Source organism: Streptomyces sp. CB02959, from assembly GCF_002803155.1.
Lineage (GTDB): Bacteria > Actinomycetota > Actinomycetes > Streptomycetales > Streptomycetaceae > Streptomyces.
The window spans coordinates 96,962-121,240 of the sequence record NZ_NNBP01000012.1; the positions used below are offsets into that span (position 1 = coordinate 96,962).

Genomic DNA, 24,279 nt, shown 5'->3' on the forward strand with positions numbered 1-24,279 from the left:
GTCTCGCTTACGCGGACTGTCCGGTCTTCTTCTTACGCAGGAAGAACACCGCGCCACCGCCGACCACGACGAGGGCGACCGCGACGCCCGCGATCACCGGGGTGGCGCTGCTGGAACCGGTCTCGGCCAGGTCGGTGCCGTGACCGCCGGTGGTGCTGCCGCCCGTGGTGCCGCCGGCCGAGGCCGGGCTGGGGTGCGAGGAGGGCTGACCGGCGGTCTTGCAGTCCAGGACGCCGGAGAAGGTCTTCTTGAAGCCGCCCGCGCCGGTGATCGTGATCTGGTACGGCTGGTCCTCGCCGACCGGAACGGTCACGGTCTTGGCCGTGCCCGGCGCGACCTCGTAGTCCTTGCCGGACAGCTGGAAGCGGAACGCCTCGTCGCCCTTGTTGGTCGCGGTGACGTCCACGCCGCCCTTGGAGCAGTTCTTCTCGGCGGTGATCGCGGGGATCGCGCCCTGCTTCTTCCAGGAGACCGTGGCGGCCGCGGAGACCGTGGACTCGCTGGAGCCGGCCAGGATCTGGGTCTGGCTCTTGGCGTGCTCACCGATGCCGGTGAAGGCCCGGCCGACCGGGACCTTGGTCGCGGCCTGCGCGGTCAGCGAGGTGTTGCCGTCGGCGGTCCCCTTGGGGACGTCGAAGAACAGCTGGGTGCCGTCGGCGGCGCTGGTGACCGGCTTGCCGTCCTTGCCCACGATCTTCACGCCGGCGGGCACGCCCGCCGCCGGGGAGATGGTGACGCTGTCGGCGTTGGTGTGCACGGTGACCGGGCCGATCTTGCTGCCGGACTTGCCCGAGACCGCCGGCGGGTCCAGGGTCAGCGACGCCTTGGGCTCGGAAACGCTCTGCGCGTTCTTCTCCAGGAAGTCGGCGAGCTTCTCGGCGGCCGGGTCGACCGCGTCCACCTTGACGTGGTCGGAGAAGCGCCAGATCGCGACCTGGGTGCCGGCCGCGGCGGTCTTCTCGGACAGCTGCCCGGCGCCGGCCTTGGCAGAGAGCGCCGCCAGGTCGTTCACCTGCGGGTAGGAGTTCTGCAGGATCCAGCGGATCTTGCCGGCGTCCGCGTTGTTGTGCAGCGACGAGGCGCTCCAGGGCACTTCCTGGTAACGGGCCTGCTGCTGCGTCGGGTTGTGGATGTCGATGCAGTACGTCTGCAGCGTGCCGCCGTTGTCGACCGACATCTCGAAGAGGCCGGCGCCGACGCGCTGGTCCCCTCCGTCTCCGTGCACCACGGCCTGATCGAAGGTCTTCAGGCCGCCGAGCGTCGCGGTGGCGCCCCCGTGCGACGTGGCCGGGTCGTCCGCCACGGCGGTCCCCGCGGTGGCTATCGTGCCCGCCGCGATCAGGCCGGAGGCCACGACCGCGGCGGCAAGGCGGGCTGCGCCCCGCCCCTTCATCGAAAGCATGATTTCCCCTCTGGGCAAGGCGGTCGGCTGGAGAGGTCGCCTCACCGGAAAGATCCCAAGAACTCAGCGGCCGAACTGGTCAGCCTGGTCAGCCCCCGTGAGTACTCGTCGGATCTTATGGAGCGGGCGCATCAGGGTCCCCGGTAATAGCGTCCTATAAGCGATCCGAATCGCAATCGTTACCGAATACACGCACCCTGGGCTGACATTATCGACAAATCTCCGTACCTTTTCAGGGTACAGATGCCTTCTGGGGTGAATTGCCGGGCGGGCCCGCACGCCCCACCGGGGCAACCGTCCGGCGGTTCACCGGCCCTTCCATTACCACAGTCGTACTCGATTCAACTTTCTCCAACGGGACGCTCTCCACGTCCCGTTGCGTTCCGTCCGCCGCTTTCCGCGCTCTTGCCACCCGACGGAATGCGGACGTCCCGCGTGCGAGATCGTGCCCGATCGCCAGGGCGTCGACCTCTGCCGCGAACCAGCGCTGCCCCCCTTTCTCCGGCGGCTGTTCGCCCTCTCGGACCCTCAACCGCCCCTGCACGACGACCGGTTCACCAACCGCCACCGACGCGGCGACATTGTCGGCCAGCGCCCGCCAGGACCGGACGGTATAGAAACTCGTCTCCCCGTCGGCCCAACATTCCCGGGCCTTGTCCCACCGCCGCGAAGTCGCCGCCATCCGGAACCGCGCCACCGGCACCCCCGCCGCGGTCTCCCGATACTCCACCGCCGTGGCCACGTTCCCCACCAGCGTCACCATCGTGTCGTTCATGAAAGACCCCCCGTCCCCTCTCTATGACGCCTCTTCAGTACGCCTCTTCAGTACGCCTCTTCCGTACGCGCCTTCCGTACGCGCCTGCCGTACGCGCCTGCCGTTCAGTGCGTCTCTTCTTCTCTTCTTCCGTGGTGTGACGTCCCGCGTGCGCTGCGCCGAATCCATGCTGCACGGATTCGGCACGGGCCGTGGCGGCCTGTGGACAAAGGGGCCTGTGGACAACTCCGTCACCCGGCGGGGACGGCGGCGGCGCCCCGCCTGCCGCCCCTCCGCAGGGCGCCGGTCACCTCATACGCCCGACGCCACCGCGTACCGCTCCCGCACCTCGCGGTACCGCAGCAGTTCGGCGGCCACCGGCTCCAGCACCCGCGCCCGGCCGCACCCGGCCGCCGCGCCCCGCAGCCGCCGCTCGGCCTCCTGCCCGTACCGTCGGGCCGGTCCACGGGCCGCCACCCCGCACAGCCAGGTCAGTGACGGTCCGCCCACCGACCCCACGACCGCGGGCAGCAGCCCGGACAGCCACTCCGACGCCGCCACCACACCCGTCCCGGCACCCAACAGCCACAGCACACCGACCACTTGCAGCACGAACAGCATCCCCTGCAACGAGGCCGCCACCGTCCACCACCGCGGCTTCACGTCCGGCCCCTGCCGCAACTCCTCCTCGGCCTCGGCCGCCACCGCGTCCAGCGCCTCCGGCAAGCCCGCGGCCCCCCGCGCCGCGGCCTCCCGTACCGCCTGCGCCCAGGGCACCGGCAGCCCCAGCGCGGCCTCGCCCGCCACGGCCCGGACCGCCTGCTCCACCACCGGCCGCGCCGCCGCCCGCCCGTCCTCGCCCCGCGCGGCGCCGGCCCCAGCGGCCGCGGAGGCAACCCGCCCGGCCTCCTCGCCCCCGGAACCGAGCCCGCCCGCACCGGTGCGTTCCATCCCCGTGGGCCCCGTCCCCGTGGGTCCCGTCCCGGTACGCGGTGCGCCGATCCGGACCGCACCCGCGCCCTTGCCGCCACCGCCGGCCGCCGCCATGCCCCGCCGTCGCGTTCTCCGGTCCTTCCGGCGGGCCCGCAGCCGCGACCACGGCGAACCACACGCCCGTTCCGCATACCGCAGCCAGTCCCGTTCCGCCGCCCGCCCGGTGGCCACCGCCCCCACCGCCTCGGCGAGCCGGTCGTCGAACTCCTCCCGGGCCCCCTCGGTCAGCCCCACCCGGCTCTCCGCGACGTACGCCGTCCGCAGTCGTTCCGCCGCGGTGTCCACATCCGCCGTCAGCCTGCGGTCCGCCGCGCCCCGTTCCGCGACGAACTGGCCCAGCGCCTCCCGCAGTTCCGCCACGCCCTCGCCGGTCGCGGCGGAGAGCGCCAGGACCGCCGCGCCCGGTTCCCCGTGCTCGCCCAGCGCCAGCCCGTCCTCGTCCAGCAGCCGGCGCAGATCGTCCACCACCTGGTCGGCGGCGTCGCCGGGCAGCCGGTCCACCTGGTTGAGCACCACGAAGGTGACCTCGGCGTAGCCCGCCAGCGGCCGCAGATACCGCTCGTGGAGCACCGCGTCCGCGTACTTCTCCGGGTCCACCACCCAGACCACCGCGTCCACCAACTGCAGCATCCGGTCGACCTGTTCGCGGTTGGCGGTGGCCGAGGAGTCGTGGTCGGGAAGGTCGAGCAGGACCAGCCCCGCCAGTTCGGGACTGCCCTGCGCAGGGGTGTACCGGCGGTGCACCGGCACGCCGAGCCGGCGCAGCAGCCCCTCCGCGCCCGGCCGGCCGCCCGACCAGACGCAGGCCACCGGCTCGCCGGTCGTCGGCCGGCGCGCCGCTACCTCCGAACGCGGCGCCCCTGCCAAGGCGTTGAAAAGCGAGGACTTCCCGCTCCCGGTGGCTCCCGCGAGGGCGACGACGGTGTGCTCGCCGGACAGCCGGTAACGCTCGTCGGCCGCCTCCAGCACCCGTCCGGCCTCCTCCAGCACCTTCCCGTCCAGCCGGCTCCGGGACAGCGCGATCAGCTCCCGCAGCGCCTCCAGCCGGGGCCGCAGGCCCTGCTCGGCGGCCCGCCGCGCGCCGCCGGGCACCCACTTGTAGCCGGGCCCGCAGTCCCCGACCTCCTCACCGCCCCCGACGCCGGCCCCGGCCGCGTGCCCGCGCCCACCGCCCGGCCCCTCCCCGGCAACCGCACCCGCTCCCGTGCCCCGCCCCCCGCTCTGGCGCCGCCCACGGGACGCCTCACCCACACCGCAAGCCCCATCTGCCTGATTCATCCCAGCAACCCCGTCCACCTCGGACGCCGGCGGACCATCCGACCCGGCGCCAGATCCCTCGGGCCGCCCGCCATGCCTCGACTCCCGCTCCCTCGCCCGCCGAGCGATCACCCCGTCGTCCCACGCCCCGCCGTCCCCCGTCCCGTCACTCCACGCCACCGGACCGCCGTCCTGGCCGGCACCGGTCTCCGCCGGACGCTCCCCGGACTCCGTCACCGCGTCACCGTCTCTCTCCCGTACCGGTCCGCCACCGGGCGTCCGCGTTCCCGCTCCGCCTCCCGCTCCGCCACCGAGCGCGTCCGGTGCCGCTCGCGCTGCACCACGGACACCGCCGCGATCAGTGCGGCCTGCTGGTCGGGCGGCACCGTCAGACGGTCCAGGGGGGCCAGGCGGCGCTCCCGTTCACCGTCGAGGGCGCGCGCCAGGTACGTGGTCAGCAGTCGGGCGCCCTGGTCACACAGCCGCAGCGCGCTCTGTGCGCCCAGCAGGTCGGCGAGGTTCTCCCCCGCCGTACGGGCCCGGCGGCCGCCCAGCAGCGCGGTCGCCAGCAAGGCCGCCGGTTCCTCGGCGTCGACCGGGTCGCCCCGTTCAGCGGCCTGGCCGCCGCGTGCCTCCCGGGTCTCCTCCTCGGCCAGTTCCTCCAGGCAGCGCCGCCATCGCCGGACGATCACGCCGATCCGCCCGGCGGCTCCCGCGGCCCCGTCCATGGCGGTCAGCGCCGCCTCGGCCGCCGCGGGGTCCCGCCGCCAGGCGCCCGCGGCCCGCTCGTCGGCCTCCTCGACGGCGCAGACCAGCAGTGCGGTGAGCCCTTGGGCCAGCGCGTCCAGCAGTTCGTCGGCGCGACCGCCGAGCCCGTGCGCGTGCCAGTGGGCGCGGGCGTCGCCGGCCAGCACCTCACCTGCCGCGACCTCGCGCCGTACCCGCTCGGCGGCCGCCTCGTACGCCTCCTCGACCCGGCCGGCCAGCCGTAGCGCCGCGGCGTGCTGTGCGGCGGCGGCCCCGGCCAGCGCGGGCAGCCGGCTGCGCAGCGAGGCGATCACCCCCGAAGCGGTCCGGTCCGCAGCGGCACTACGGGCGACGGGGTCCTGGGCGTGCCGTTCCAGCCACTCCCGCAGACCGGCGACCGCCGTCGCGGGCAGCAGTCCGCGGCCCCCGCCCGCGGACTCGGGCAGCTCGGGAATGGTGAACCGGGGAACGTGTCCGAGCCCGGCCCGCAGCAGGAGCTCCGCGTACCGCGCGGAGATCTCGGCGGCGATCTGGTGCGGCACCCGGTCCAGCACGGTGACCAGCGTGACGTCGTACTCCTTGGCGGTGCGCAGCAGATGCCAGGGCACCGCGTCGGCGTACCGGGCCGCCGTGGTGACCAGCACCCAGACGTCGGCCGCGCAGATCAACTCGGCGGCCAGTTCGCGGTTGCCGGCCACCAGCGAGTCGATGTCCGGGGCGTCCAGCAGCGCCAGCCCGCTGGGCAGCGCGGCGTCCGTCTCGATCCGCACCGTCGGCGCCTCCGGCTCACCGGCCGCCCGGCCGTGCCCTTTCTCCTCTCCCTCGTTGCGTTCGCCTCCCTCGCCGCCGTCCTGCTCCGGCACCCACACCCGGGTGAGCCCCGGCAGCACCCGCTGTCCGGCGAACCAGCGGTGGTCGTCGGGGTGGCAGACCAGCACCGGCGTACGCGTCGTGGGCCGCAGCACCCCGGCCTCCGAGACGCGCCGCCCCACCAGCGAATTGACGAGAGTGGACTTGCCCGCCCCCGTGGAACCTCCGACGACCGCGAGCAGGGGTGCCTTAGGGGCGCGCAGGCGGGGCATCACATAGTCGTCCAGCTGGGAGAGCAGCTCGGCCCGGTTGAGCCGGGCGCGGGCGGCGCCCCCGAGCGGCAGGGGAAATCGTGCGGCGTCGACACGGTCACGCAGAACGGACAGTGCGTCGATCAGCCGGGGTCCTACGTCCAAGGTCGCCACATGTGCAGAATGCCCAATTTTGTTAGGTTTTTGAAGCGTATAACCCCTTGTGTGCGCCGCAAGAATCTCCACGGAACGCGATAGGTGGCATATGGGATTTTCTTAACACTTCAGACGCAGGCATAACGAGTGCACAACACCCGCCGCGCGAGACGGCAAAAGCCGTGCAGGATTCGTACCTGCCTGCGATTATCGGGATCGCTTCACCGAACCTCCACAACGTGCCACGGAGGTGAAGCAACCGGGACGAGCCACCCGGACCTCTATCCTGGTCCGCGGTTCGTGATCCACGCCCACCACCCGGCCCCCGTAGCTCAGTGGATAGAGCAGGTGCCTTCTAAGCACTTGGCCGCAGGTTCGAGTCCTGCCGGGGGCGCCAGACCAGACCCTCCCCTTGGGAGGGTCTTTTTGCTGGTCGGAGCGCGGGGACGGGCCGCGTGGTGAAGCTTCCCGGCGTCCGGAGCGGTTCGGTTAGTGGTGGGGCTGTTCCGGGGTGGTGGTGGCGATCAGGGACGGGTAGTCGTCGAGGGATATGTCGGCCGAGATTTCGTGGCCTTCTTGGAGCATGGCGGTGAGGGTGGCCGGGTCGTTGAGGGCGGCGTTGCGGGCGGTTATCGCCTCTTGGGTGAGGGGGGCCAGGAATTCTCCGGCGGCGCGGCCGCCTTCCTGGCAGCGGGTGACGTACGGGCGCAGTTTCTCTTCGTAGCGGGCGAAGGCCTGGCGGTGGTCGCCGGCCGCGGTGGCCAGTTCACCGGCGAGGACGTAGGCGCCGACGACCGCAGAGCCCGTGCCCATGCCGCCGACGGTGGCGCCGTAGGCGGCGTCGCCGAGGAGGGCTATCCGGCCCGTCGACCATGTCGGTACGTCGACGCGGCTGATGGAGTCGAAGTAGAGGTCGTCGGCGTCCCAGACAGTCCCGATCAGTTCCGTGGTGCGCCAGCCGGCGCCCTCGTACGCCTGGGTGAGGGCCTTTCGCTGGGCCTGCGGGTCACGGCGGTCGTGGCCCAGTCGCTCGGACGCGAAGACGCAGAAGGTCTCGCCTCTGTAGCTGGGGGCGTCGGCCCGGCGGGGGACGCGGCCGACCGTCGCCAACCTGCCTGGCTCGTTGTAGCCGACGGCGCGGGCCGCGAGGTCCGGGGCGGCCGTTGGCGGGAGGTCCCAGCCGGCGACGTAGTAGCCGAGGTGGCTGACGAACTGCTCTTCGGGGCCGAAGGCGAGGCGGCGCACGGTGGAGTGCAGGCCGTCGGCGCCGATGACCAGGTCGAAGGTGCGGGGTGCGGCGCGCTCGAAGGTGACGTGGACTCCGTCGGCGGATTCGGTGAGGGAGGTGAGGGAGTCGCCGAAGAGGTATTCGGTGGAGGGAGGGGAGGAAGAGGAGGGGGGAGGGGAGGAAGGGGCTTGGGAGGTGGGGTGGGTGTGGTTGTAGAGGACTCGGGAGAGTTCCGAGCGGAGGATCTCGATGTCGCCGCCTGCGAACTCGGGGGGCATGGAGGCTACTTGCTCCCCTCGGGCGTCGATGAAGGCCATCGGGCTGCCGGCGGTGCGGCGCTGTCTGATCCTGCCGAGGACGTCCATCCGCTGGAGCACCGTCAGGTGCGCCGCACCGCGGAAGTCGACCGCGAAGCCGCCGCCGCGGAGGGTCGGCGCCACCTCGACGACGGTGGGGTGGAAGCCGTAGCGCGCGAGCCAGTAGGCGAGGGCCGGGCCGGCGATGCTGGCGCCGGAGATCAGGACCGTGCGGGGCCGGGTGGGCCTGGGCGGCGCGGCAGTCGCGCCGGTCACGCCGGTCGTGGCGGTCACGCCGGTCGTGGCGGTCACGCCGGTCGTGGCGGTCGTTGCGGTGGTCGTCGGCGCGGCCGGCGTCGTCGTCTTTGCATCGTGCGCCATTGGACGCTCCCCCTGTGTCGGTCTGGTGTGGTGCGGTACGGCGTGGTGATGGAGTAACTGTATCCAGTGGACGCAGATATGTATACCGGTGGACGCAGTTTTAGGATGCGGGGGTGGCTGGAGACGAGAAAATCAGTGTGTTCGGGGATCAGGCGGGCAGTGTCGAGCTGCTGTGGGGCGGGCGCGGGCGGCCGAGCCGCGGCCCCAAGCCGGCGCTGAGCCTGGAACGGATCACGCAGACGGCCATCGGGCTGGCCGACATCGGTGGGCTGGGCGCGGTCTCCATGCAGCGGGTCGCGGCCGAGCTGGACTTCACGAAGATGTCCCTGTACCGGTACGTGCCCGGCAAGTCGGAGCTGGTCGCGCTGATGATCGACATGGCGATGGGGGAGCCGCCGGAGCCGGCGGGCGCCACGGCCGGCGACTGGCGTGGCGCGTTGCGGGGGTGGGCGGAGGAGCTCGCGGCGGTCTTCGACCGGCACCCGTGGCTGTTGAGCGCCATCGTCGGGCCGCGGGTGATGGGCCCCCATGAACTCGGCTGGACGGAGCGGGCGCTGGCGGCGCTCGCGGACACCGGGCTGACGGGCGGCGAGCAGCTGGACGCCGTGATGGTGGTGAGCGGGCACATCCGGGCCATCGCGCAGGTGTCGGTGTCCATGGGCGTGGGCAGCGCCCGGGCGAAGGAGCCGGAGGCGGCGATGAGCGCCGCGCTCAACGAGCTGCTCGTGGGGCGGTCCGAGCGGTTTCCGGCGGTCGCGGCGGCGGTGGCGGACACCGCGGCGGGCGCGTCCCGGGATCAGGCTTGGGAGTTCGGGCTGGAGCGGATCCTGGACGGGCTGGAGGCGTACGTCGCACGGCGGTGAGGTGGTCGCGTCCCGGTGGTGTTCGTCTTCCCTCGGGCCCTGGTGGTGTTCGTCTTCCCCCGGGCCCCGGTGGCGGGTGGGTGTCCCCCGCCGGGCGGACGGCCGTGACCGCCCCGGTCCCCTGCCTCGGGGCGGACGGGCCGCGAGGCAGGGGAGGTCCTACGGGTGCCGCCGCTACAGGCCCAGTCGGACCGCCCTGCGGGGCTGCTCCTTCGCGCCCGTCAGGAGGCCGTGCAGGGTGGCGAATTCGTCGACGCATTTGGCGGTGCCGTTGACGACGCAGTCCAGGGGGGCGTCGGCGACCGTGACGGGGACGCCCATCTCCTGACGGAGGCGGCGGTCCAGGCCGCGGAGCAGCGCGCCGCCGCCGGTGAGGGCGATGCCGCGTTCGATGATGTCGCCGGAGAGCTCCGGGGGGCATTCGTCGAGGGTGCGGTGGACGGCGCGGACGATGGCCTCGACCGGTTCGGCGAGGGCGGTGCGGATTTCTTCGGCGGTGATCTCCTGGAGGCGGGGGAGGCCGCTGAGGTGGTCGCGTCCGCGGACGGTGAAGGAGTAGGGGGAGGGCGACGGCTCGGGGGACGGGAGGGCCTCGGAGTCGGCGTCGACGTCGGCTCCGGTTGCGGCGGTTGCCGCGGTGAGGGCGGTGGTGTCCTCGGGGGTCCAGCCGGCGGAGCCGATGGCTATCTTGATTTCTTCCGCGGTGCGTTCGCCGATGGCCAGGCCGTGTTCCTTCTTGATGTACGTGGAGATGGCGGCGTCCATCGCGTCCCCGGCGACCCGTACGGAGTGGGCGGTGACCAGGCCGCCCATGGAGACGACGGCGACCTCGGTGGTGCCGCCGCCGATGTCGACGACCATGCAGCCGACCGGTTCGGCCACCGGGAGGCCCGCGCCGATCGCGGCGGCCATCGGCTCTTCGATCAGGTGCACTTCGCGGGCGCCGGCGCCCCGCGCGGAGTCGATGACGGCGCGTCGTTCGACCCCGGTGATGCCGGAGGGGACGCAGATGACGACCCGGGGGCGGGAGAAGCGGCGGCTGGGCAGGGCCTTCTTCATCAGGGCCCGCAGCATTTGCTCGGCGGCGTCGAAGTCGGCGATGACGCCTTCCCGGAGGGGGCGCATCGCGGTGATCCCGGAGGGCGTGCGGCCGATGGTGCGTTTGGCCTCCGAGCCGACGGCGACGACGTCGCCGGCGGCGTTGACGGCGACCACGGACGGCTCGTTCAGCACCACGCCTTTGCCGCGGGCGTAGACGAGGGTGTTGGCCGTGCCGAGGTCGATGCCTATGTCGTACGTACCGGACGAAGTGCTGGACGCCATGGGGAGTTCGTTTGCTCTCTCTCGGGAGGACATTGCGCCGCAGAGAGCGTCATTGGCCGACCAATGACGGTAATTGCGGGCAATTATCTAGACTACTGGGGGTGCGGAATGGTTCCTGCGGGGGTGGTTCGCGGGGTAAAGAGGCGGCAAGGTCAGGGGTCGGGGGGCAGCGCCTCGGCGAGGTCGTCGAGGGCGTCCAGGAGGAGTTCGGAGGCGCGGACGGCGACTCCCGTGTGCTCGCCCTCGGCGTTCCACCGTTCCCAGACGGCGTGCGGTCCGCTCCAGTCCAGGGGGGTGCCGTCGCGGACGGCCCGGGCGGCGCGGTCCAGGGCGGGGTGGAGGGCGGTGGCGAACACGGCGGCGCCGGGCGAGGGTTCGGCGTCCTTGTCGGGCAGGTGGGCCTCCAGGATCATCGTGACCCGGCTCATCGTGGCGAGCGTGGCGCTGGCGGTGCGGGCCGCGTGCAGCGAGAGGCCGCGGTGGCGGACCGGCTCCTTCTCGGCGCGGGCCTCGCTCACCTCCCAGGCGGCGCGGGCCGCGCGGGCGTCCAGCAGGGCCTCGCGGACCTGCCGGGGGCGGCGTTCGGCGGGCCGGGCGTGGCCGTCGAGGACGGCGAGTGCGTAGCGGCCGTTGGCGGTGAGCCAGTCGGCGAGGCGGTCGCGGAGGCGGGGCGTCTCCCAGGCGGGGAACAGCGCGTAGGACAGCATCGCCAGGATGCCGCCGACGAGGGTGAGCACGACGCGTTCCTGGACGGTCTGCTCCCAGCCTGCGCCGACGATGCCGAGCAGGAAGACGACGTAGCCGGCGATGCAGGCCGAGGTGACCGAGAAGCCGGTGCGCATCAGCAGGTACATCAGGAAGACGCAGACCAGGGCGAGGACGGCGCTGATGTACACGCCGGGATGGGCCAGGGCCATCAGGGCGCCGGCGATGGTGACGCCGACGAGGGTGCCGGCGAAGCGGGCGACGCCGCGGGAGTAGGTCTGGGCGAAGTCGGGGCGCATCACCATCACGGAGGCGAGCGGCGCCCAGTAGCCGTGGCCGAAGTGGAGGGTGGTGGCGAGCAGGTAGCCGGCGGCGGCGACCGCGGCGACGCGGAGGGCGTGCCGGAAGATGTGGGAGGACCAGCGGGCCTCGCGGCGCAGGGCGCGGAGGGCGACCGGGACGAGCCTGGGGACGCTGGGGCGCAGCAGGTGGCCGCGTTCGGCCGTGGTGGTGGGGCGGGTGGCCTCGACGGGTTCGTCGGTGAGTTCGACGGCGTCGGCGAGGAGGGAGATCAGGCGGTAGGCGGCGCGGCGGGCGGGGCCGCTGAGCATCGGGCCGGTGGCCGGGACTTCGAGGGCGGCCATCGCCTCCGGTGGCAGCCGGACCGGTTTGCCGTGCCGTACGGCGTGCGCGACGGCGTCCAGGACGGTGGCGGCGGCGCCCAGCAGTTCGCGGGCGCGGTCGCGTTCGGGCCCTTCCAGGGAGGCGCCGACGACCGGGTCGGCGAGTGAGGCGAGGACCGGGCGGACGCGTTCGGCGAGGCCGCGGGGGCCGTGCAGCTGTACGGGGCGGCGCTTGGCCTGGCGGGGGGTGACGGCGGAGGCGAGCCGGGCGTCCATCAGGGGCGCGGGGTCGAAGGGGGCGACCGGGTCGTGCCGTAGGCGTCGGGCGTAGTCGGCCTCGGCGGCCAGGGCGTCGGCCAGGGTGTCGCGCTGGATGCCCCAGGGGCGTACCGGGAACAGGACGATGAGGGTGGCCTGGACGAGGCCGCCGAAGGCGATCAGTGCGGCGTGCTGCAGGGCGCCCAGGACGGACGTCGGGAGCGTGACGGTGATCAGCATGATCGCCACGGTCTGGGTGCCGATGAGGCCGGAGACCGGGCCGATCGCCCAGGCCAGGCCCGCCAGGAAGGTCCAGCCGGTGAGCAGCAGGACGAAGGCGACGACGTGGGCGGCGGCCAGGTAGCCGAGGAAGGTGGAGACCGCCAGGGCACCGGCGACGGCCAGGGCCAGGACCGGGCGGGGCCGCATGCTGCGCTGGAAGGTGGCGATGCCGGAGGAGAAGGCGCCGAAGGCGGAGGAGACGGCGAGGGCGGGGCTGCCCTGCCACAGGCACAGGCCGATGACGACGGCCACGCCGGCGGTGCCGCGGATCGCGATCAGCGGGGTGAGTTTGGCCCGTTCGATGGTCAGCCCCGAGCGGGCGGCTTCCTTGAGCGCTCGCGACCAGGTCATAGCGAGAGGATACGGGCCGGGAGCTGGGGTGACGGGGTGTCGGGCGGCGGGTGCGGGAGGGCTACCCGGATGCCTCCGCGGGGGTGCGGAAGGGGCGCGCTCGGGGTCCGGGAGAGCGGGCGGCCGGGGGCGGAAAGAGGGGCGCGCGGGGTGCCATCTGGCGCCGGCGGCGCGCCCCCACCTGGAAAATCACGGTAAACCAGACCTCCGTTGAGCGTAAACACCACAGGTCAGAGCGGGGTAAGGACTTTCGGCCCGGAGCGATGCGAGCAAGCAGACACCGCGGGAGGGAAACCTGTCCCCGCCCCCTCCCCTCTTGCTGGCCGGTCGGGACAACTCCCGGCCCGTTCGCCAAGGAGAAGGTCCCGTGCGCAAATCCCTTGTCAAACCGGTGATCGCGTTGATCGCCCTGACTGTCCTCGGTGCCACGGCAGGCTGCGGCACGAGCGACTCCGAGGCCACCCCCGTACGGTTCAGTGGCCCCCGGACGGGTGCCGCCATGCAGACCGCGCCGGCCGGCAAGAACTCGCTGGTGCAGATGCCCACCCACCCGATCAGCTTCCAGGAGACCAGCAAGGTCGGCGGGGCCGGCGGGGACACCCCCATAGCCCTGACCACCTACCACGGGAAGAAGTCCGGCTTCACCGGGAAGGTGTGGGTGTGGGCTCCGCCGGAGTACTACGAGAAGAAGAACGCGAACAAGGGCTTCCCGGTCATGGAGGCGCTGCCCGGCGCCTACGGCTACCCGGTCAACTACTGGATCGGTTCCGACCTCAAGCTGGAGGAGAGCCTCGCCACGTGGTCGAAGGAGGGCAAGAGCCTGCCCTTCATCGTCGTGATGCCGGTGCTCAACCCCAACGACAAGCAGTACTACGACGGCAGTGACATCCCCGGCCAGCCGAAGATCGGCACGTGGCTGAGCAAGGATGTCCCCGACCTGGTCAGGGAGAACTTCCGCACCCTGAAGACCCGCAACGCGTGGTGCATCATGGGCTCCTCGTCGGGCGGCTTCTCGGCACTGAAGAACGTGCTGCAGAACCCGAAGGACTTCAAGGTGGCGATCCCCAACGGGCCGGACATCGTGCCGGACTCGCCGCTGTGGCGGGGCCACCTCTCGGCGATGCGGGCGAACAACCCCGAGGTGCTGGCGCACCAGCTGATCGCCCGCGGCGGACCGGACGTCTACCTGGCCTTCCAGGACGGCTCCAAGGAGAACACCGTCCTCCCGAAGGTGCGGAAGTTCATCGCGCAGTACGGCCACGGGCCGGTGAAGACGCGGCTGCAGGTCGTGCCGGACGGCACGCACAGCGGCGCCACCTACGTCCAGGGCCTGGGCATGGGCACGATGCAGTGGGTCAGCGCCCACATGCAGGGTCCGACCGGCTGAGCGCGGGGCGGACCGGAGGGCGGTCGCGACGGACACCGGTCCGTGGCGGCCGCCCTCGTCGTGTGCCGAGGGGTCACGGTGCGCAGTCGACGTCCTGGAGGGTGATCGGGTGGGAGTCCAGGCCGACGTAGGCGGTGAAGGCGTGGCGGGTGCCGCCGTCCCCAAAGGGGACAGTTGTTCGCGGCGGGCGGTGCGTCCCCCGTGCCCGGCCCGGTTACGACACCACGTCCTTGCGGGCGAAGCCGCGGAAGGCCAGGGCGGTGAGCACCAGCGCGTAGGACACCGAGACCGAGGCGCCCTGGAGCATCCCGGACCACTCCATCTGGGGCTGGAGCGCGTCCGCCCACGCGTACTGCCAGTGGGCGGGCAGCACGGCGCGCCAGTCGCCGAGCGCGGTGACCTGGTCGAGGACGTTGCCGACGATGGTCAGCCCGACGGCGCCGCCGACCGCGCCCAGCGGCGCGTCGGTCACCGTGGACAGCCAGAACGCCAGCGCCGCGGTGACCAGCTGGCTGACGAAGACGTAGCCGGTCACCACGGCCAGCCGCAGCACCGCGTCGCCCGGGGCGAGCGCGCCGCCGGTGGGCAGCTGGAGCGGACCCCAGCCGTACGCGGCGGTGCCCACCGCCAGGGCGACCAGCGGCAGCAGCAGCATCGCGGCGGCGCTGAACACCAGTCCCACGGTGAGTTTGCTCAGCAGCAGCCGGGCCCGGGGCACCGGCGCGGCGAGCAGGTAGCGCAGCGAGGACCAGCTGGCCTCGGAGGCGACGGTGTCCCCGCAGAACAGCGCGACCGGCACGACCAGCAGGAAGCCGGCGGAGACGAACAGTGCGGTGGCGGCGAAGTTGCCGCCGGAGGCGGTGGCGGTGGCCATCAGGCTGATCCGGCCGGTGTTGCGGGTGCCGGGGTCGCCGCCGATCGCGAACGCCGCGACGAGGACGAACGGCAGCAGCGTCAGGATCGCGGCGATCACCAGGGTGCGGCGGCGCCGGAGTTGGCGGCGGGCCTCGACGCGCAACGGCAGGGTGCGCCGGGCGCGGTATCCGGGCGCCGCCGCCGGGGTGGTGGCGGTCATCGTCCGTCTTCTCCGATCAGGGTGAGGAAGGCGTCCTCCAGGCGGCGGTGCGGGCCGACGCGGTGCACCGGGACTTCCAGCCGGAGCAGTTCGGCCAGCAGCCGCGGGGTGCCGTCGGGGGCGGCGAGCCGGACCAGCAGGCCCTCGTCGGCGCGGGCCGCGGAGGCCACGCCGGGGAGCGCGCCGACCTTGTCCACCAGCGCGTCGGAGAGCGGTGCGGCGTCGCCGACGTCGATCAGCACGGTGTCGCCGGAGCCCACGATGTCGCCGACCGGGCCGGCCTGGACGAGCCGGCCGCGGTCCATGACGACCAGGTGGGTGCAGCTCTGCTCGACCTCGGACAGCAGGTGGCTGGAGACGATGACGGTGCGTCCGGCCGCGGCGTAGCGGATCATCACCTCGCGCATCTCGCGGATCTGCGGCGGGTCCAGGCCGTTGGTCGGCTCGTCGAGGATCAGCAGGTCCGGCAGGCCGAGCATGGCCTGGGCGAGGGCGAGGCGCTGCCGCATGCCCTGCGAGTAGGTGCGGACCGCGCGCTCCAGGGCGTCGCCCAGCCCGGCGATCTCCAGCGCCTCCTCGGCGTGCGCGTCGGCGGCGGGGCGGCCGGTCGCCTGCCAGTACAGGTCGAGGTTGGCCCGGCCGGACAGGTGCGGCAGGAAGCCGGCGCCCTCGACGAACGCGCCGACCCGCGACAGCACCGGCGCGCCCGGCCTGATGGCCTGGCCGAACACCCGGACCTCCCCGCCGTCCGGGCGGATCAGGCCCATCAGCATCCGCAGGGTGGTGGTCTTGCCGGCACCGTTGGGACCGAGCAGGCCCAGCACCTGGCCGCGTTCGACGCGGAAGGTCAGATCGCGGACCGCGTACCGGTCGGTGGACTTGGCGTAGCGCTTGGTCAGGTCGGTGATCTGGAGCGGGACGCCGGCCAGGGCCGGGTCGGGCGCGGGCGCCGCGGTCCTGCGGCGGGCGGTGAGCAGCAGCAGCGCGGCCAGCACCGCGGCGGCCGCGGGCAGCGCCCAGGTCCAGGCGGGCAGCGGGGCGGCCGCGCTGCGCACCTCGGGCGCGGTGGGCACGTCGAGGTTGCCGGTGGTCGCCGGGGCGTGCGCGGGCGTGCCGCCGGCCAGGGAGACGGTGTAGGTGGCGGGCGCGGCCGGGGTGGCGTAGGCCAGGTCGGTGGCGGCGAGCACCAGGCGCAGCCGGTGGCCGGCGGCGAAGTCGTGGTCGACGGTGGGCAGTCGGAGCCGCACGGTGCGGCCGTCCCCGGCCCCTTCGACGCGGTACGGCGTGACCAGTTGGGACGGCAGCAGTTGGCGGCGGCCGTCCGGGGCGACGTCGTAGAGCTTGGCGAAGAACACCGCGTCCGCGGAGCTGGACCGGATCCGCACGGTGGTGGTGGGGCTGCCGGTGAGGTGGACGGGGGCGCTCAGCGGCGCGGAGTCGAAGTGCGCGTACTGGCCGGGGAAGTCGAGGGAGAGGCCGCCGGCGCCGAGGGCGGAGAGGTTGCCGAGGGCACCCGCGCCGGGGACGGCGGAGATCGCGGGCGGGGCGGCGCCGGCGGGGTTGGCGAAGCGCTGTTCCCGGCCGGTCAGCGGGATGGGGCGCGGGTCGTGGTCCAGGCCCGGGTAGCGGTCGGCGCTCGCGCCGCGGAGCCGTACGGTGCCGGCGGTGGAGTCCACTCCCCCGGTGCGGCTGACCCGGAACGCGGGCCCGGTGGCGGCGTGTCGGTCGCCCTTGAGGTAGCGGTCGAACCAGGCGGTGGTGCGTGCGGTGAGCCGGGAGGTCTCCCGGTCGCCGCCGTCGTGTCCGCCGGCGATCCAGTCGACGGCGACGGGTGCGCCGTTGTGGCGGAGGGCCCGGGCCATGGCGTCGGCCTGGTCGAGGGAGAACAGCGAGTCGGTCTGGCCCTGCATGAGGAGGGCGGGCACCTTGATGCGGTCGGCGACGGCGGAGGGGCTGCGGGCCTCCAGGAGCCGGCGGGCCGCGGCGTCCGGTTTTCCGCTGACCGCGATCCGCTCGTACATCGCGCAGAGCACGGGCTGGAACCGTCCGCAGCCGCCGGCAGAGACGGACGGGTCGGAAGAGTCAGATGAGCCTGACGAGTCGGGAGGGGTGGCGGGGGCGGACGCGGTGGGCGCGGCGGAGGCGGTGCCCGAGGCTCCGGTGGGGGAACCGGTGGTGCCGGAGGGGGAACCGGCCGTGCCGGTGGTGAAGAAGATTCCGGCCCACAGCTTCTTGAACACCCCGTTGGGGAAGAGCGCGTCGGCGAGGTTCCAGTAGGTGATCTGCGGGGCGATGGCGTCCACCCGCGGATCGTGGCCGGCGGCCAGCAGGGCCAGGGCGCCGCCGTACGAGGTGCCGGCGATGCCCACCCGCGGGTCGCCGGGCTTGTCGAGCCGCACCTCGGGGCGTTTGGCGAGCCAGTCGATCAGCCGGCTGACGTCGGCGACCTCGGCGTCCGGGTCGTTCAGCCCGATCTTGCCGGTGGACCTGCCGAAGCCGCGCGCCGACCAGGTCAGCACCGCGTAGCCGTCCTGGGCCAGTTGCTCGGCCTCGGTGCGGACGTCGGCCTTGCTGCCGCCGAAGCCGTGGCCCAGGAGGACCGCGGGCCGGCGGCCGCCGGTGCCGCCGCTCGCGGTGAAGAAGGAGGTGTCGATCCGCACCGTCCGGGTGGCGCCGGGCGTCTCGGGCATCGTCAGGACGTGGTCCTCGCGGTGCACGGTGGGCGGGTTGTCCGAGGCGGCGGCCGCCCAGGAGCCGCCTCCTATGAGGAGGGCCAGCGCGCCCACGGCGGCGTAGAGCCGGCGCCCGCGCAGTCGGAGATCCATGGCTGAATCCTAGGGAGCGGTCCGGGCGGGCGGCCCGTCCCGGGGGCGGAACCGGGCGCCCTCCCCGCGCAGTAGCCCCCGCCGGGGCCATACCGCATCCGCGGTACGGGCCGCGGGCCCGGCCGTCCGTCGCCGGTCGCGGTCTTCGAAGTCGCCGTCAGGCGGTGCCGCCGGTGCGCGGATACGGGAACGGCGGCCGTCGGCCCGTTGGCCGGCGACCGCCGTTCCCGTATCCGCTCCTGGTGTCAGTACTGCGGCGGGCCGAAACCGCCCTGCGGGGGCTGCGGGGCGCCGGGCGGCATGGGCGGGCCGGCGACCGGCGGCATGGGCGGGCCGCCGACCGGGGGCATGGGCGGCGGGCCGGGCTGCTGCCAGCCGGCCGGCGGCGGGCCCGCGGGTCCCGGTACGAAGCCGGGGGCGGCGAAGGCCAGTGCCGGGGACGGCGGCTGCCAGGTGGGCGCGACCGGCTCGCCGCGGACCATCAGGGCGCCCAGCGCCAGCGACCCGAGCAGGTCGAGCGCCAGCTGGGCGTAGATGATGATGCTCAGGCCCGGCATGTCCTTGCTCAGGTCCAGGAACGTGCCGGAGTCGAGGAACGACACGACCGTCAGCACGGCGTTGGGCAGCAGTGCGACGGCCAGGCCGAGGCCGAGGCCGCGGGCCGCGCAGCCGCGCGCCAGGCTGTTGATCCCGGCGATCGCGGTCAGCAGGAGGAACACCACCGCGTACCAGCCGGGGGCGAGCGCCAGCAGCGAGGTCAGCGCGCCCTTGCCGAGGTAGAGCATGGTGAAGGATCCCGTGCCGTACTGCACCAGGATGTAGAGCTGGTAGACGACGTAGCCCAGGGCCATGGCGCCGAGCGTCAGTCCGCCGATCACGCCGGCGGCCTTTGCCGGGCGGGCGGGCGGCCCGCTGGGGGCCGGGCGCGGCCAGGACCGCATCCCGGCCAGCAGCACGATGCCGGCGACCAGGGTCAGCAGGAACAGCGGCAGGCTGCTGAGGAAGACCCCGTCGAAAGTGGCGGTGCCGGTCTCGGCGTTGCGGAACCAGCGGTCGTCGCTGGTGTGGTTGCCGACGCTGATCAGGGCCTGGAGGGCGGTGGCGAAGGTGACGGTGGTGGCGACGGCCAGCAGCCCGCCGGCCGAGCGGCGGCCCGCGAACGCGGCGATGGCGGCGGTCAGTTGGAGCAGGCAGAAGCCCAGTTGGACGGGGTCGGTGACCGCGTTGGTGCCCGGCGGGCGGCTGCCGGTCCAGCTGTCCCAGACGCCGACGATGCCGAACGCGCCGAGGTCGACGACGAGCCAGTACGCCGTCCAGAAGAAGAACAGCAGGCAGAGTATGCCCGCGGTGATCCGCGCGCCCTTGGCCAGCGCGTTGCCTTGTGCCATGTGATCCCCCGTGGTGTCGGTGCCGCGCGGCGATGCCTTCCGCGGCGCGACCAGCACCGTAGCAATGCCCGGCCGCGGGGTCTGCCCCCGGACCGGGGCCCGTTGCCGCCACCGGGCCGCGGCGGTGGACGGCGGCCTGCGGCACCGGTGGCGGCGGGCATGCGGACTCCCTGCCGGCGGGGGTCCGGCAGGGAGTCCGGGCGGAAGCGCCCGTGAGGGGGGCGCGTCCGCCGGCCGGGATCCTGGGTTCCGGTCAGTGGTTGCTGGGGAAGCCCAGGTTGATGCCGCCGTCGGCCGGGTCGGGCCAGCGGGTGGTGACGACCTTGCCGCGGGTGTAGAAGTGCACGCCGTCGTTGCCGTAGATGTGGTGGTCGCCGAAGAGCGAGTCCTTCCAGCCGCCGAAGGAGTGGTAACCCACCGGGACCGGGATCGGCACGTTCACGCCGACCATGCCGGCCTCGACCTCCAGCTGGAAGCGGCGGGCCGCGCCGCCGTCCCGGGTGAAGATCGCGGTGCCGTTGCCCCACGGCGAGGAGTTCATCAGCTCGATGGCCTGCTCGTAGGTGTCGACGCGGACGACGGAGAGCACCGGGCCGAAGATCTCGTCGCGGTAGGCGTCCATCTCCGGCGTGACGTTGTCGAGCAGCGAGACGCCGACCCAGTGGCCGTCCTCGTAGCCCTCGACGGTGTAGCCGGTGCCGTCGATGACGACGTCGGCGCCCTGGGCGGCGGCACCGGTGACGTACGAGGCGACCTTGTCGCGGTGCGCCTTGGTGATCAGCGGGCCCATCTCGGAGGCCGGGTCGTCGCCGGGGCCGATGCGCAGCTTGTCGGCGCGTTCCTTGATCTTGCCGATCAGCGGGTCGGCGGTGTCGCCGACGGCGACGACCACGGAGATCGCCATGCAGCGCTCGCCGGCCGAGCCGTACGCGGCGTTGATCGCGGAGTCGGCGGCCAGGTCGAGGTCGGCGTCCGGGAGGACCAGCATGTGGTTCTTGGCGCCGCCCAGCGCCTGGACGCGCTTGCCGTTGGTGGTGCCGGTGGTGTGGATGTACCGGGCGATGGGGGTGGAGCCCACGAAGGAGACGGCGGCGACGTCCGGGTGCGCGAGGAGGGCGTCGACGGCCACCTTGTCGCCGTTGACGATGTTCAGCACGCCGTCGGGCAGGCCCGCCTCGGCGGCCAGCTCGGCGAGCTTGAACGCGGCGCTGGGCACCTTCTCGCTCGGCTTCAGGACGAAGGTGTTGCCGCAGGCGATGGCGATCGGGAACATCCACATCGGGACCATCGCGGGGAAGTTGAACGGCGTGATGCCGGCGACCACGCCCAGCGACTGGCGGATCGAGGCCACGTCCACCCGCGTCGACACCTGGGTGGACAGCTCGCCCTTGAGCTTCTCCGGGATGCCGCAGGCCAGCTCGATGATCTCCAGGCCGCGGGCGACCTCGCCGAGCGCGTCGGAGTGCACCTTGCCGTGCTCGGCGGTGATCAGCCGGGCCAGCTCGTCGCGGTGCGCGTCCACCAGCGCGCGGTACTTGAAGAGCACCGAGGTGCGCGCGGCCAGCGAGCTGGTGCCCCAGCTGCGGTACGCGTCCTTGGCGGCGCTGACCGCGGCGTCGACCTCCTCGACGGAGGCGAAGGCGACCTGCTTCTCCTGGGCACCGGTGGCAGGGTTGTAGACCGGCCCGAAGTTGCCGGAGACGCCCTCCACGGGCTTCCCGCCGATCCAGTGGTTGATGGTCTTCATGCGAGGGGCCTTTCGTACAGTGCGGCAGAGCGGATGTCAGAGGTGGCGGCGGCGGGCGGCGGCGTGCTCGTCGTACGCCTTGCGGGCGGCGACCGCCGCCGGACGCGTCGCGGTCTCGGCAACGGGTACATCCCACCAGGCCTGGGCCGGCGGCGCGCCCGGCACAGTGTCAGTCGTTTTGGTCTCCACGTAGACACATGTGGGCGCTTTTGCGTCACGTGCCGCGGCGAGGGCGGTGCGCAGTTCGGCGACGGTCGTGGCGCGCAGTACCCGCATGCCCAGTGAGGCGGCGTTGGCGGCGAGATCGACGGGCAGCGGCTCGCCGGTGTACGTGCCGTCCGCGGCGCGGAAGCGGTAGTCGGTGCCGAAGCGCTCGCCGCCGGTCTCCTGGGAGAGGCCGCCGATGGAGGCATAGCCGTGGTTCTGGATGAGGACGAGGGTGATGTTGATGCCCTCCTGGACGGCGGTGACGATTTCTGTGGGGTTCATCAGATATGTACCGTCGCCGACGAGTGCCCACACCGGGCGGTCGGGAGCGGCCATCTTGACCCCGATCGCGGCCGGGATCTCATAGCCCATGCAGGAGTAGCCGTATTCGAGGTGGTACTGCCGGCGGGACCGGGCGCGCCAGAGTTTGTGCAGGTCACCGGGGAGCGAACCGGCCGCGTTGAGGATGACGTCGGAATCGTCGACGAGTGCGTCCAGCGCCCCGAGGACCTGGGTCTGCGACGGCTGCGCGAGGGGGTCGGCGGCCTCGTACGCGGCGTCCACCCGCCGCTCCCAGTCCGCCTTGGCCGCGGCGTACCCGGTCTCGTAGGCGGCGTCCACGCGGTGGCCGGTGAGGGCCTCGCGGAGCGCGTCGAGTCCGGCGCGGGCGTCGGCGACCAGGGCGAGGGCGCCGAGCTTGTGGGAGTCGAACGCGGCGATGTTGAGGTTGACGAAGCGGACCCCGGGCTCGGCGAAGAGGGTGGCGGAGGCGGTGGTGAAGTCGGTGTAGCGGGTGCCGACACCGATCACCAGGTCGGCCCGCCGGGCCAGCCCGTCGGCGGTGGCGGTGCCGGTGTGGCCGATGCCGCCGACGTCCGCCGGGTGGTCGTGGCGCAGCGATCCCTTGCCCGCCTGGGTGGCGGCGACCGGGATGCCGGTGGCCTCGACGAAGGCCCGCAGCGCCTCCTCGGCCTCGCTGTGGTGGACGCCGCCGCCCGCGACGATCAGCGGCCGGCGGGCCTCCCGGACGGCCCGCACCGCGTCCGCCAGGGCGTCGGCGTCGGGCGCGGGCCGGGGGACCCGCCACACCCGGTCGGCGAAGAACTCCACCGGCCAGTCGTACGCCTCGGCCTGCACGTCCTGCGGCAGCGCGAGGGTGACGGCGCCGGTCTCGACCGGGTCGGCGAGCACCCGCATCGCCTGGAGGGCGGCCGGAATCAGCGCTTCGGGCCGGGTGACCCGGTCGAAGTAGCGGGAGACGGGGCGCAGCGCGTCATTGACCGACACATCGCCCGCAAAGGGCACTTCGAGCTGCTGGAGGACGGGATCGGCGGGCCGGGTGGCGAACACGTCGCCGGGCAGCAGCAGCACGGGGAGGCGGTTGACGGTGGCGAGCGCGGCGCCCGTGACGAGGTTGGTGGCCCCCGGCCCGATGGAGGTGGTCACGGCCTGCGCGGAGAGCCGGTCGCACTGCCGGGCGTAGCCCACCGCGGCGTGCACCATGGCCTGTTCGTTGCGCCCCTGGAAGTACGGGAGTTTCGGCGGGCCGTCGGCCGTCCCCCGGGCCGCCGCGCCGCCGGACTCCAGCAGCGCCTGCCCGATTCCGGCGACGTTGCCGTGTCCGAAGATGCCCCAGCAGGCGGTGATCAGGCGGTGGCGGCGGCCGTCCCGCTCGGTGTACTGGTGGGCGAGGAACTCCACCAGGGCCTGTGCCACGGTCAGCCGGCGGGTGCCGGTCGCGGCGTTCGCCGCCCCGCTCGTGGGGGCGTGCGCGGGGACGCGCGGGGAGGCGTCGGCCGCCTTGCCCGTCGGATCGCCGCTCGTCGGGTGGTCGGCCGTCGGATCGTTGGTCGGGGCGGTCATCGCGGATCTCCTGCCGGTGCTTCGTACAGAGGGAGTCGGGGATCGACCGGCTGCTGCGGCCAGGTCGTGCGGATCCAGCCGTGGTCGGGGTGGTCGCAGATCAGCCACTGGCGCTGCTCGCCCGGCCCCGCCATGACGTTGAGGTAGTACATGTCGTGCCCGGGGGCGGCGATGGACGGGCCGTGCCACCCGTCCGGGATCAGCACCGCGTCCCCCGTGCGGACCTCGGCGAGGACGTCCGTACCGCGCCCGCGCCCGGAGGGTGTCACCCGCTGGTAGCCCAGCCCCGCCGTCCCGTGGGCGGCCGCGATCTCGAAGTAGTAGATCTCTTCGAGCTCGGACTCCTCGCCGGGGCGGCACTCGTCGTGCTTGTGCGGCGGATACGACGACCAGTTGCCCCCGGGGGTGAGCACTTCCACCGCGATCAGCCGGTCGCAGTCGAACACGCCGGCCGCGCCGAAGTTGTTGACCTGCCGTGAGCAGGTGCCGGTGCCGCGCAGCTCCACGGGCACGTCGGACGCGGCACCGTAACGGGCGGGCAGCCGGCGTGTGCAGCGCGCCCCGGTGAGCGCGAACCGCCCGCCGCCCGGACTGCCGATCCGGACCTGCGCGTCCCGCGGTACGTACGCGAAGTCCGTCACCCCGCTGAACACGCTCTCCCGACCGGTCAGTTCGAACGTCCCGCCGCCGGGTCCGTCGGTCCGGACCGTGCAGCCACCGGAGAGCGGCAGCACGATCCATTCGCTGTCGCCGGTCGCGAAGGAGTGGTCGCCGCCCGGTGGCAGGTCGAGGATCCGCAGGGAGGAGTAGCCCCAGCCGGCCTTCTCCGGCGAGATGTCGAGGGCGTACGGACCGTCGGCGGCACGGCCCGCCGCGAGGTGGAAGGCGGAGGTGGGGCCAGAGGTGGGGGTGGGGGTGGGGATGGTGGACTCGTCGATCCCGTCGTGCGGTGTGTCGTGCCCGCGGGAGGTGTGGGTGTCTGCGGATTCGGCGCTCATGACTGCAAGTCTCCTACTCGCCACTGACAGTGAGGTTCTCCGGCGGCGTGACGCCCGGTTCGGACCGCTCGGACCGCTGGTCCCGGCGGCGCCGCACCCGCGTCAGAGC

The 24,279-nt window shown here is 73.3% G+C and carries 15 protein-coding genes and 1 tRNA gene; 3 read left to right on the plus strand and 13 right to left on the minus strand.

Going from position 1 to position 24,279, the window contains the following annotated elements; genetic code table 11:
- Nucleotides 1-7: 7 nt before the first annotated feature.
- The 4 genes from CG747_RS20465 to CG747_RS20480 form a co-directional block, all read right to left on the minus strand.
- Nucleotides 8-1,393, minus strand: a complete 1,386-nt coding sequence (locus tag CG747_RS20465; protein WP_180985631.1) for an LAETG motif-containing sortase-dependent surface protein — start codon at nt 1,391-1,393, stop codon at nt 8-10.
- A gap of 241 nt (nt 1,394-1,634) precedes the next feature.
- The gene (locus CG747_RS20470) at nt 1,635-2,177 is read right to left on the minus strand and encodes a single-stranded DNA-binding protein (protein WP_100603227.1); all 543 of its coding nucleotides are present in this window, start codon (nt 2,175-2,177) and stop codon (nt 1,635-1,637) included.
- A 291-nt stretch (nt 2,178-2,468) separates the two neighbouring features.
- Nucleotides 2,469-4,400, minus strand: a complete 1,932-nt coding sequence (locus CG747_RS20475) for a YfjP family GTPase (protein ID WP_308303792.1) — start codon at nt 4,398-4,400, stop codon at nt 2,469-2,471.
- A 239-nt stretch (nt 4,401-4,639) separates the two neighbouring features.
- Nucleotides 4,640-6,379: a dynamin family protein gene (locus CG747_RS20480; RefSeq protein ID WP_100603229.1), complete on the minus strand. Its 1,740-nt coding sequence runs from the start codon at nt 6,377-6,379 to the stop codon at nt 4,640-4,642.
- A gap of 312 nt (nt 6,380-6,691) precedes the next feature.
- On the opposite strand from CG747_RS20480, the gene CG747_RS20485 reads away from it, so the two are divergent.
- A tRNA-Arg gene (locus tag CG747_RS20485) sits at nt 6,692-6,767 on the plus strand.
- A gap of 92 nt (nt 6,768-6,859) precedes the next feature.
- On the opposite strand, the gene CG747_RS20490 is transcribed toward CG747_RS20485, so the two are convergent.
- The gene (locus CG747_RS20490; RefSeq protein WP_180985620.1) at nt 6,860-8,275 is read right to left on the minus strand and encodes an FAD-dependent monooxygenase; all 1,416 of its coding nucleotides are present in this window, start codon (nt 8,273-8,275) and stop codon (nt 6,860-6,862) included.
- 113 nt (nt 8,276-8,388) lie between these two features.
- Here CG747_RS20490 and CG747_RS20500 point away from each other — a divergent pair, with 113 nt between their 5' ends.
- Nucleotides 8,389-9,138, plus strand: coding sequence for a TetR/AcrR family transcriptional regulator (locus CG747_RS20500; RefSeq protein WP_257980565.1), 750 nt, complete (start codon nt 8,389-8,391; stop codon nt 9,136-9,138).
- Nucleotides 9,139-9,312: 174 nt separating this feature from the next.
- On the opposite strand, the gene CG747_RS20505 is transcribed toward CG747_RS20500, so the two are convergent.
- Both CG747_RS20505 and CG747_RS20510 read right to left on the minus strand, forming a co-directional pair.
- Nucleotides 9,313-10,461: a rod shape-determining protein gene (locus tag CG747_RS20505; RefSeq protein ID WP_100603232.1), complete on the minus strand. Its 1,149-nt coding sequence runs from the start codon at nt 10,459-10,461 to the stop codon at nt 9,313-9,315.
- 152 nt (nt 10,462-10,613) lie between these two features.
- Nucleotides 10,614-12,680, minus strand: coding sequence for an FUSC family protein (locus tag CG747_RS20510; protein WP_100603233.1), 2,067 nt, complete (start codon nt 12,678-12,680; stop codon nt 10,614-10,616).
- 367 nt (nt 12,681-13,047) lie between these two features.
- Between CG747_RS20510 and CG747_RS20515 the strand changes: the two genes are divergently transcribed.
- Nucleotides 13,048-14,067 carry an esterase family protein gene (locus CG747_RS20515; RefSeq protein WP_100603234.1) on the plus strand — a complete coding sequence of 340 codons (1,020 nt, stop codon included), beginning with the start codon at nt 13,048-13,050 and terminating at the stop codon, nt 14,065-14,067.
- A gap of 214 nt (nt 14,068-14,281) precedes the next feature.
- Here the strand turns inward: CG747_RS20515 and CG747_RS20520 are convergent, their stop codons facing one another.
- The 6 genes from CG747_RS20520 to iolB form a co-directional block, all read right to left on the minus strand.
- The gene (locus tag CG747_RS20520; protein ID WP_100603235.1) at nt 14,282-15,142 is read right to left on the minus strand and encodes an ABC transporter permease; all 861 of its coding nucleotides are present in this window, start codon (nt 15,140-15,142) and stop codon (nt 14,282-14,284) included.
- A complete protein-coding gene (locus CG747_RS20525; protein WP_100603236.1) occupies nt 15,139-17,967 on the minus strand; it encodes a CocE/NonD family hydrolase in 2,829 nt (942 codons plus the stop codon). The genes CG747_RS20520 and CG747_RS20525 overlap by 4 nt, the downstream gene beginning before the upstream one ends.
- A gap of 245 nt (nt 17,968-18,212) precedes the next feature.
- The gene (locus CG747_RS20530) at nt 18,213-19,355 is read right to left on the minus strand and encodes a hypothetical protein (RefSeq protein WP_100603359.1); all 1,143 of its coding nucleotides are present in this window, start codon (nt 19,353-19,355) and stop codon (nt 18,213-18,215) included.
- Between the two features lie 253 nt (nt 19,356-19,608).
- Entirely contained in the window at nt 19,609-21,102 is a 1,494-nt protein-coding gene (locus tag CG747_RS20535) for a CoA-acylating methylmalonate-semialdehyde dehydrogenase (RefSeq protein ID WP_100603237.1), read from the minus strand.
- Nucleotides 21,103-21,138: 36 nt separating this feature from the next.
- The gene (iolD, locus tag CG747_RS20540; RefSeq protein ID WP_257980566.1) at nt 21,139-23,172 is read right to left on the minus strand and encodes a 3D-(3,5/4)-trihydroxycyclohexane-1,2-dione acylhydrolase (decyclizing); all 2,034 of its coding nucleotides are present in this window, start codon (nt 23,170-23,172) and stop codon (nt 21,139-21,141) included.
- Nucleotides 23,169-24,170 (minus strand): 5-deoxy-glucuronate isomerase, encoded by a 1,002-nt coding sequence (iolB, locus tag CG747_RS20545; protein WP_257980567.1) that lies wholly within the window; start codon nt 24,168-24,170, stop codon nt 23,169-23,171. Before iolB ends, iolD begins: the two co-directional genes overlap by 4 nt.
- Between the last annotated feature and the right edge of the window lie 109 nt (nt 24,171-24,279).

Bases quoted from the DNA above. Each gene is read 5' to 3' on its own strand.
- iolD (WP_257980566.1), bottom strand. From the start codon at position 23,172: ATGACCGCCCCGACCAACGATCCGACGGCCGACCACCCGACGAGCGGC.
- CG747_RS20530 (WP_100603359.1), bottom strand. From the start codon at position 19,355: ATGGCACAAGGCAACGCGCTGGCCAAGGGCGCGCGGATCACCGCGGGC.
- CG747_RS20520 (WP_100603235.1), bottom strand. From the start codon at position 15,142: ATGACCGCCACCACCCCGGCGGCGGCGCCCGGATACCGCGCCCGGCGC.
- CG747_RS20535 (WP_100603237.1), bottom strand. From the start codon at position 21,102: ATGAAGACCATCAACCACTGGATCGGCGGGAAGCCCGTGGAGGGCGTC.
- CG747_RS20510 (WP_100603233.1), bottom strand. From the start codon at position 12,680: ATGACCTGGTCGCGAGCGCTCAAGGAAGCCGCCCGCTCGGGGCTGACC.
- CG747_RS20470 (WP_100603227.1), bottom strand. From the start codon at position 2,177: ATGAACGACACGATGGTGACGCTGGTGGGGAACGTGGCCACGGCGGTG.
- iolB (WP_257980567.1), bottom strand. From the start codon at position 24,170: ATGAGCGCCGAATCCGCAGACACCCACACCTCCCGCGGGCACGACACA.
- CG747_RS20465 (WP_180985631.1), bottom strand. From the start codon at position 1,393: ATGAAGGGGCGGGGCGCAGCCCGCCTTGCCGCCGCGGTCGTGGCCTCC.
- CG747_RS20525 (WP_100603236.1), bottom strand. From the start codon at position 17,967: ATGGATCTCCGACTGCGCGGGCGCCGGCTCTACGCCGCCGTGGGCGCG.
- CG747_RS20505 (WP_100603232.1), bottom strand. From the start codon at position 10,461: ATGGCGTCCAGCACTTCGTCCGGTACGTACGACATAGGCATCGACCTC.
- CG747_RS20490 (WP_180985620.1), bottom strand. From the start codon at position 8,275: ATGGCGCACGATGCAAAGACGACGACGCCGGCCGCGCCGACGACCACC.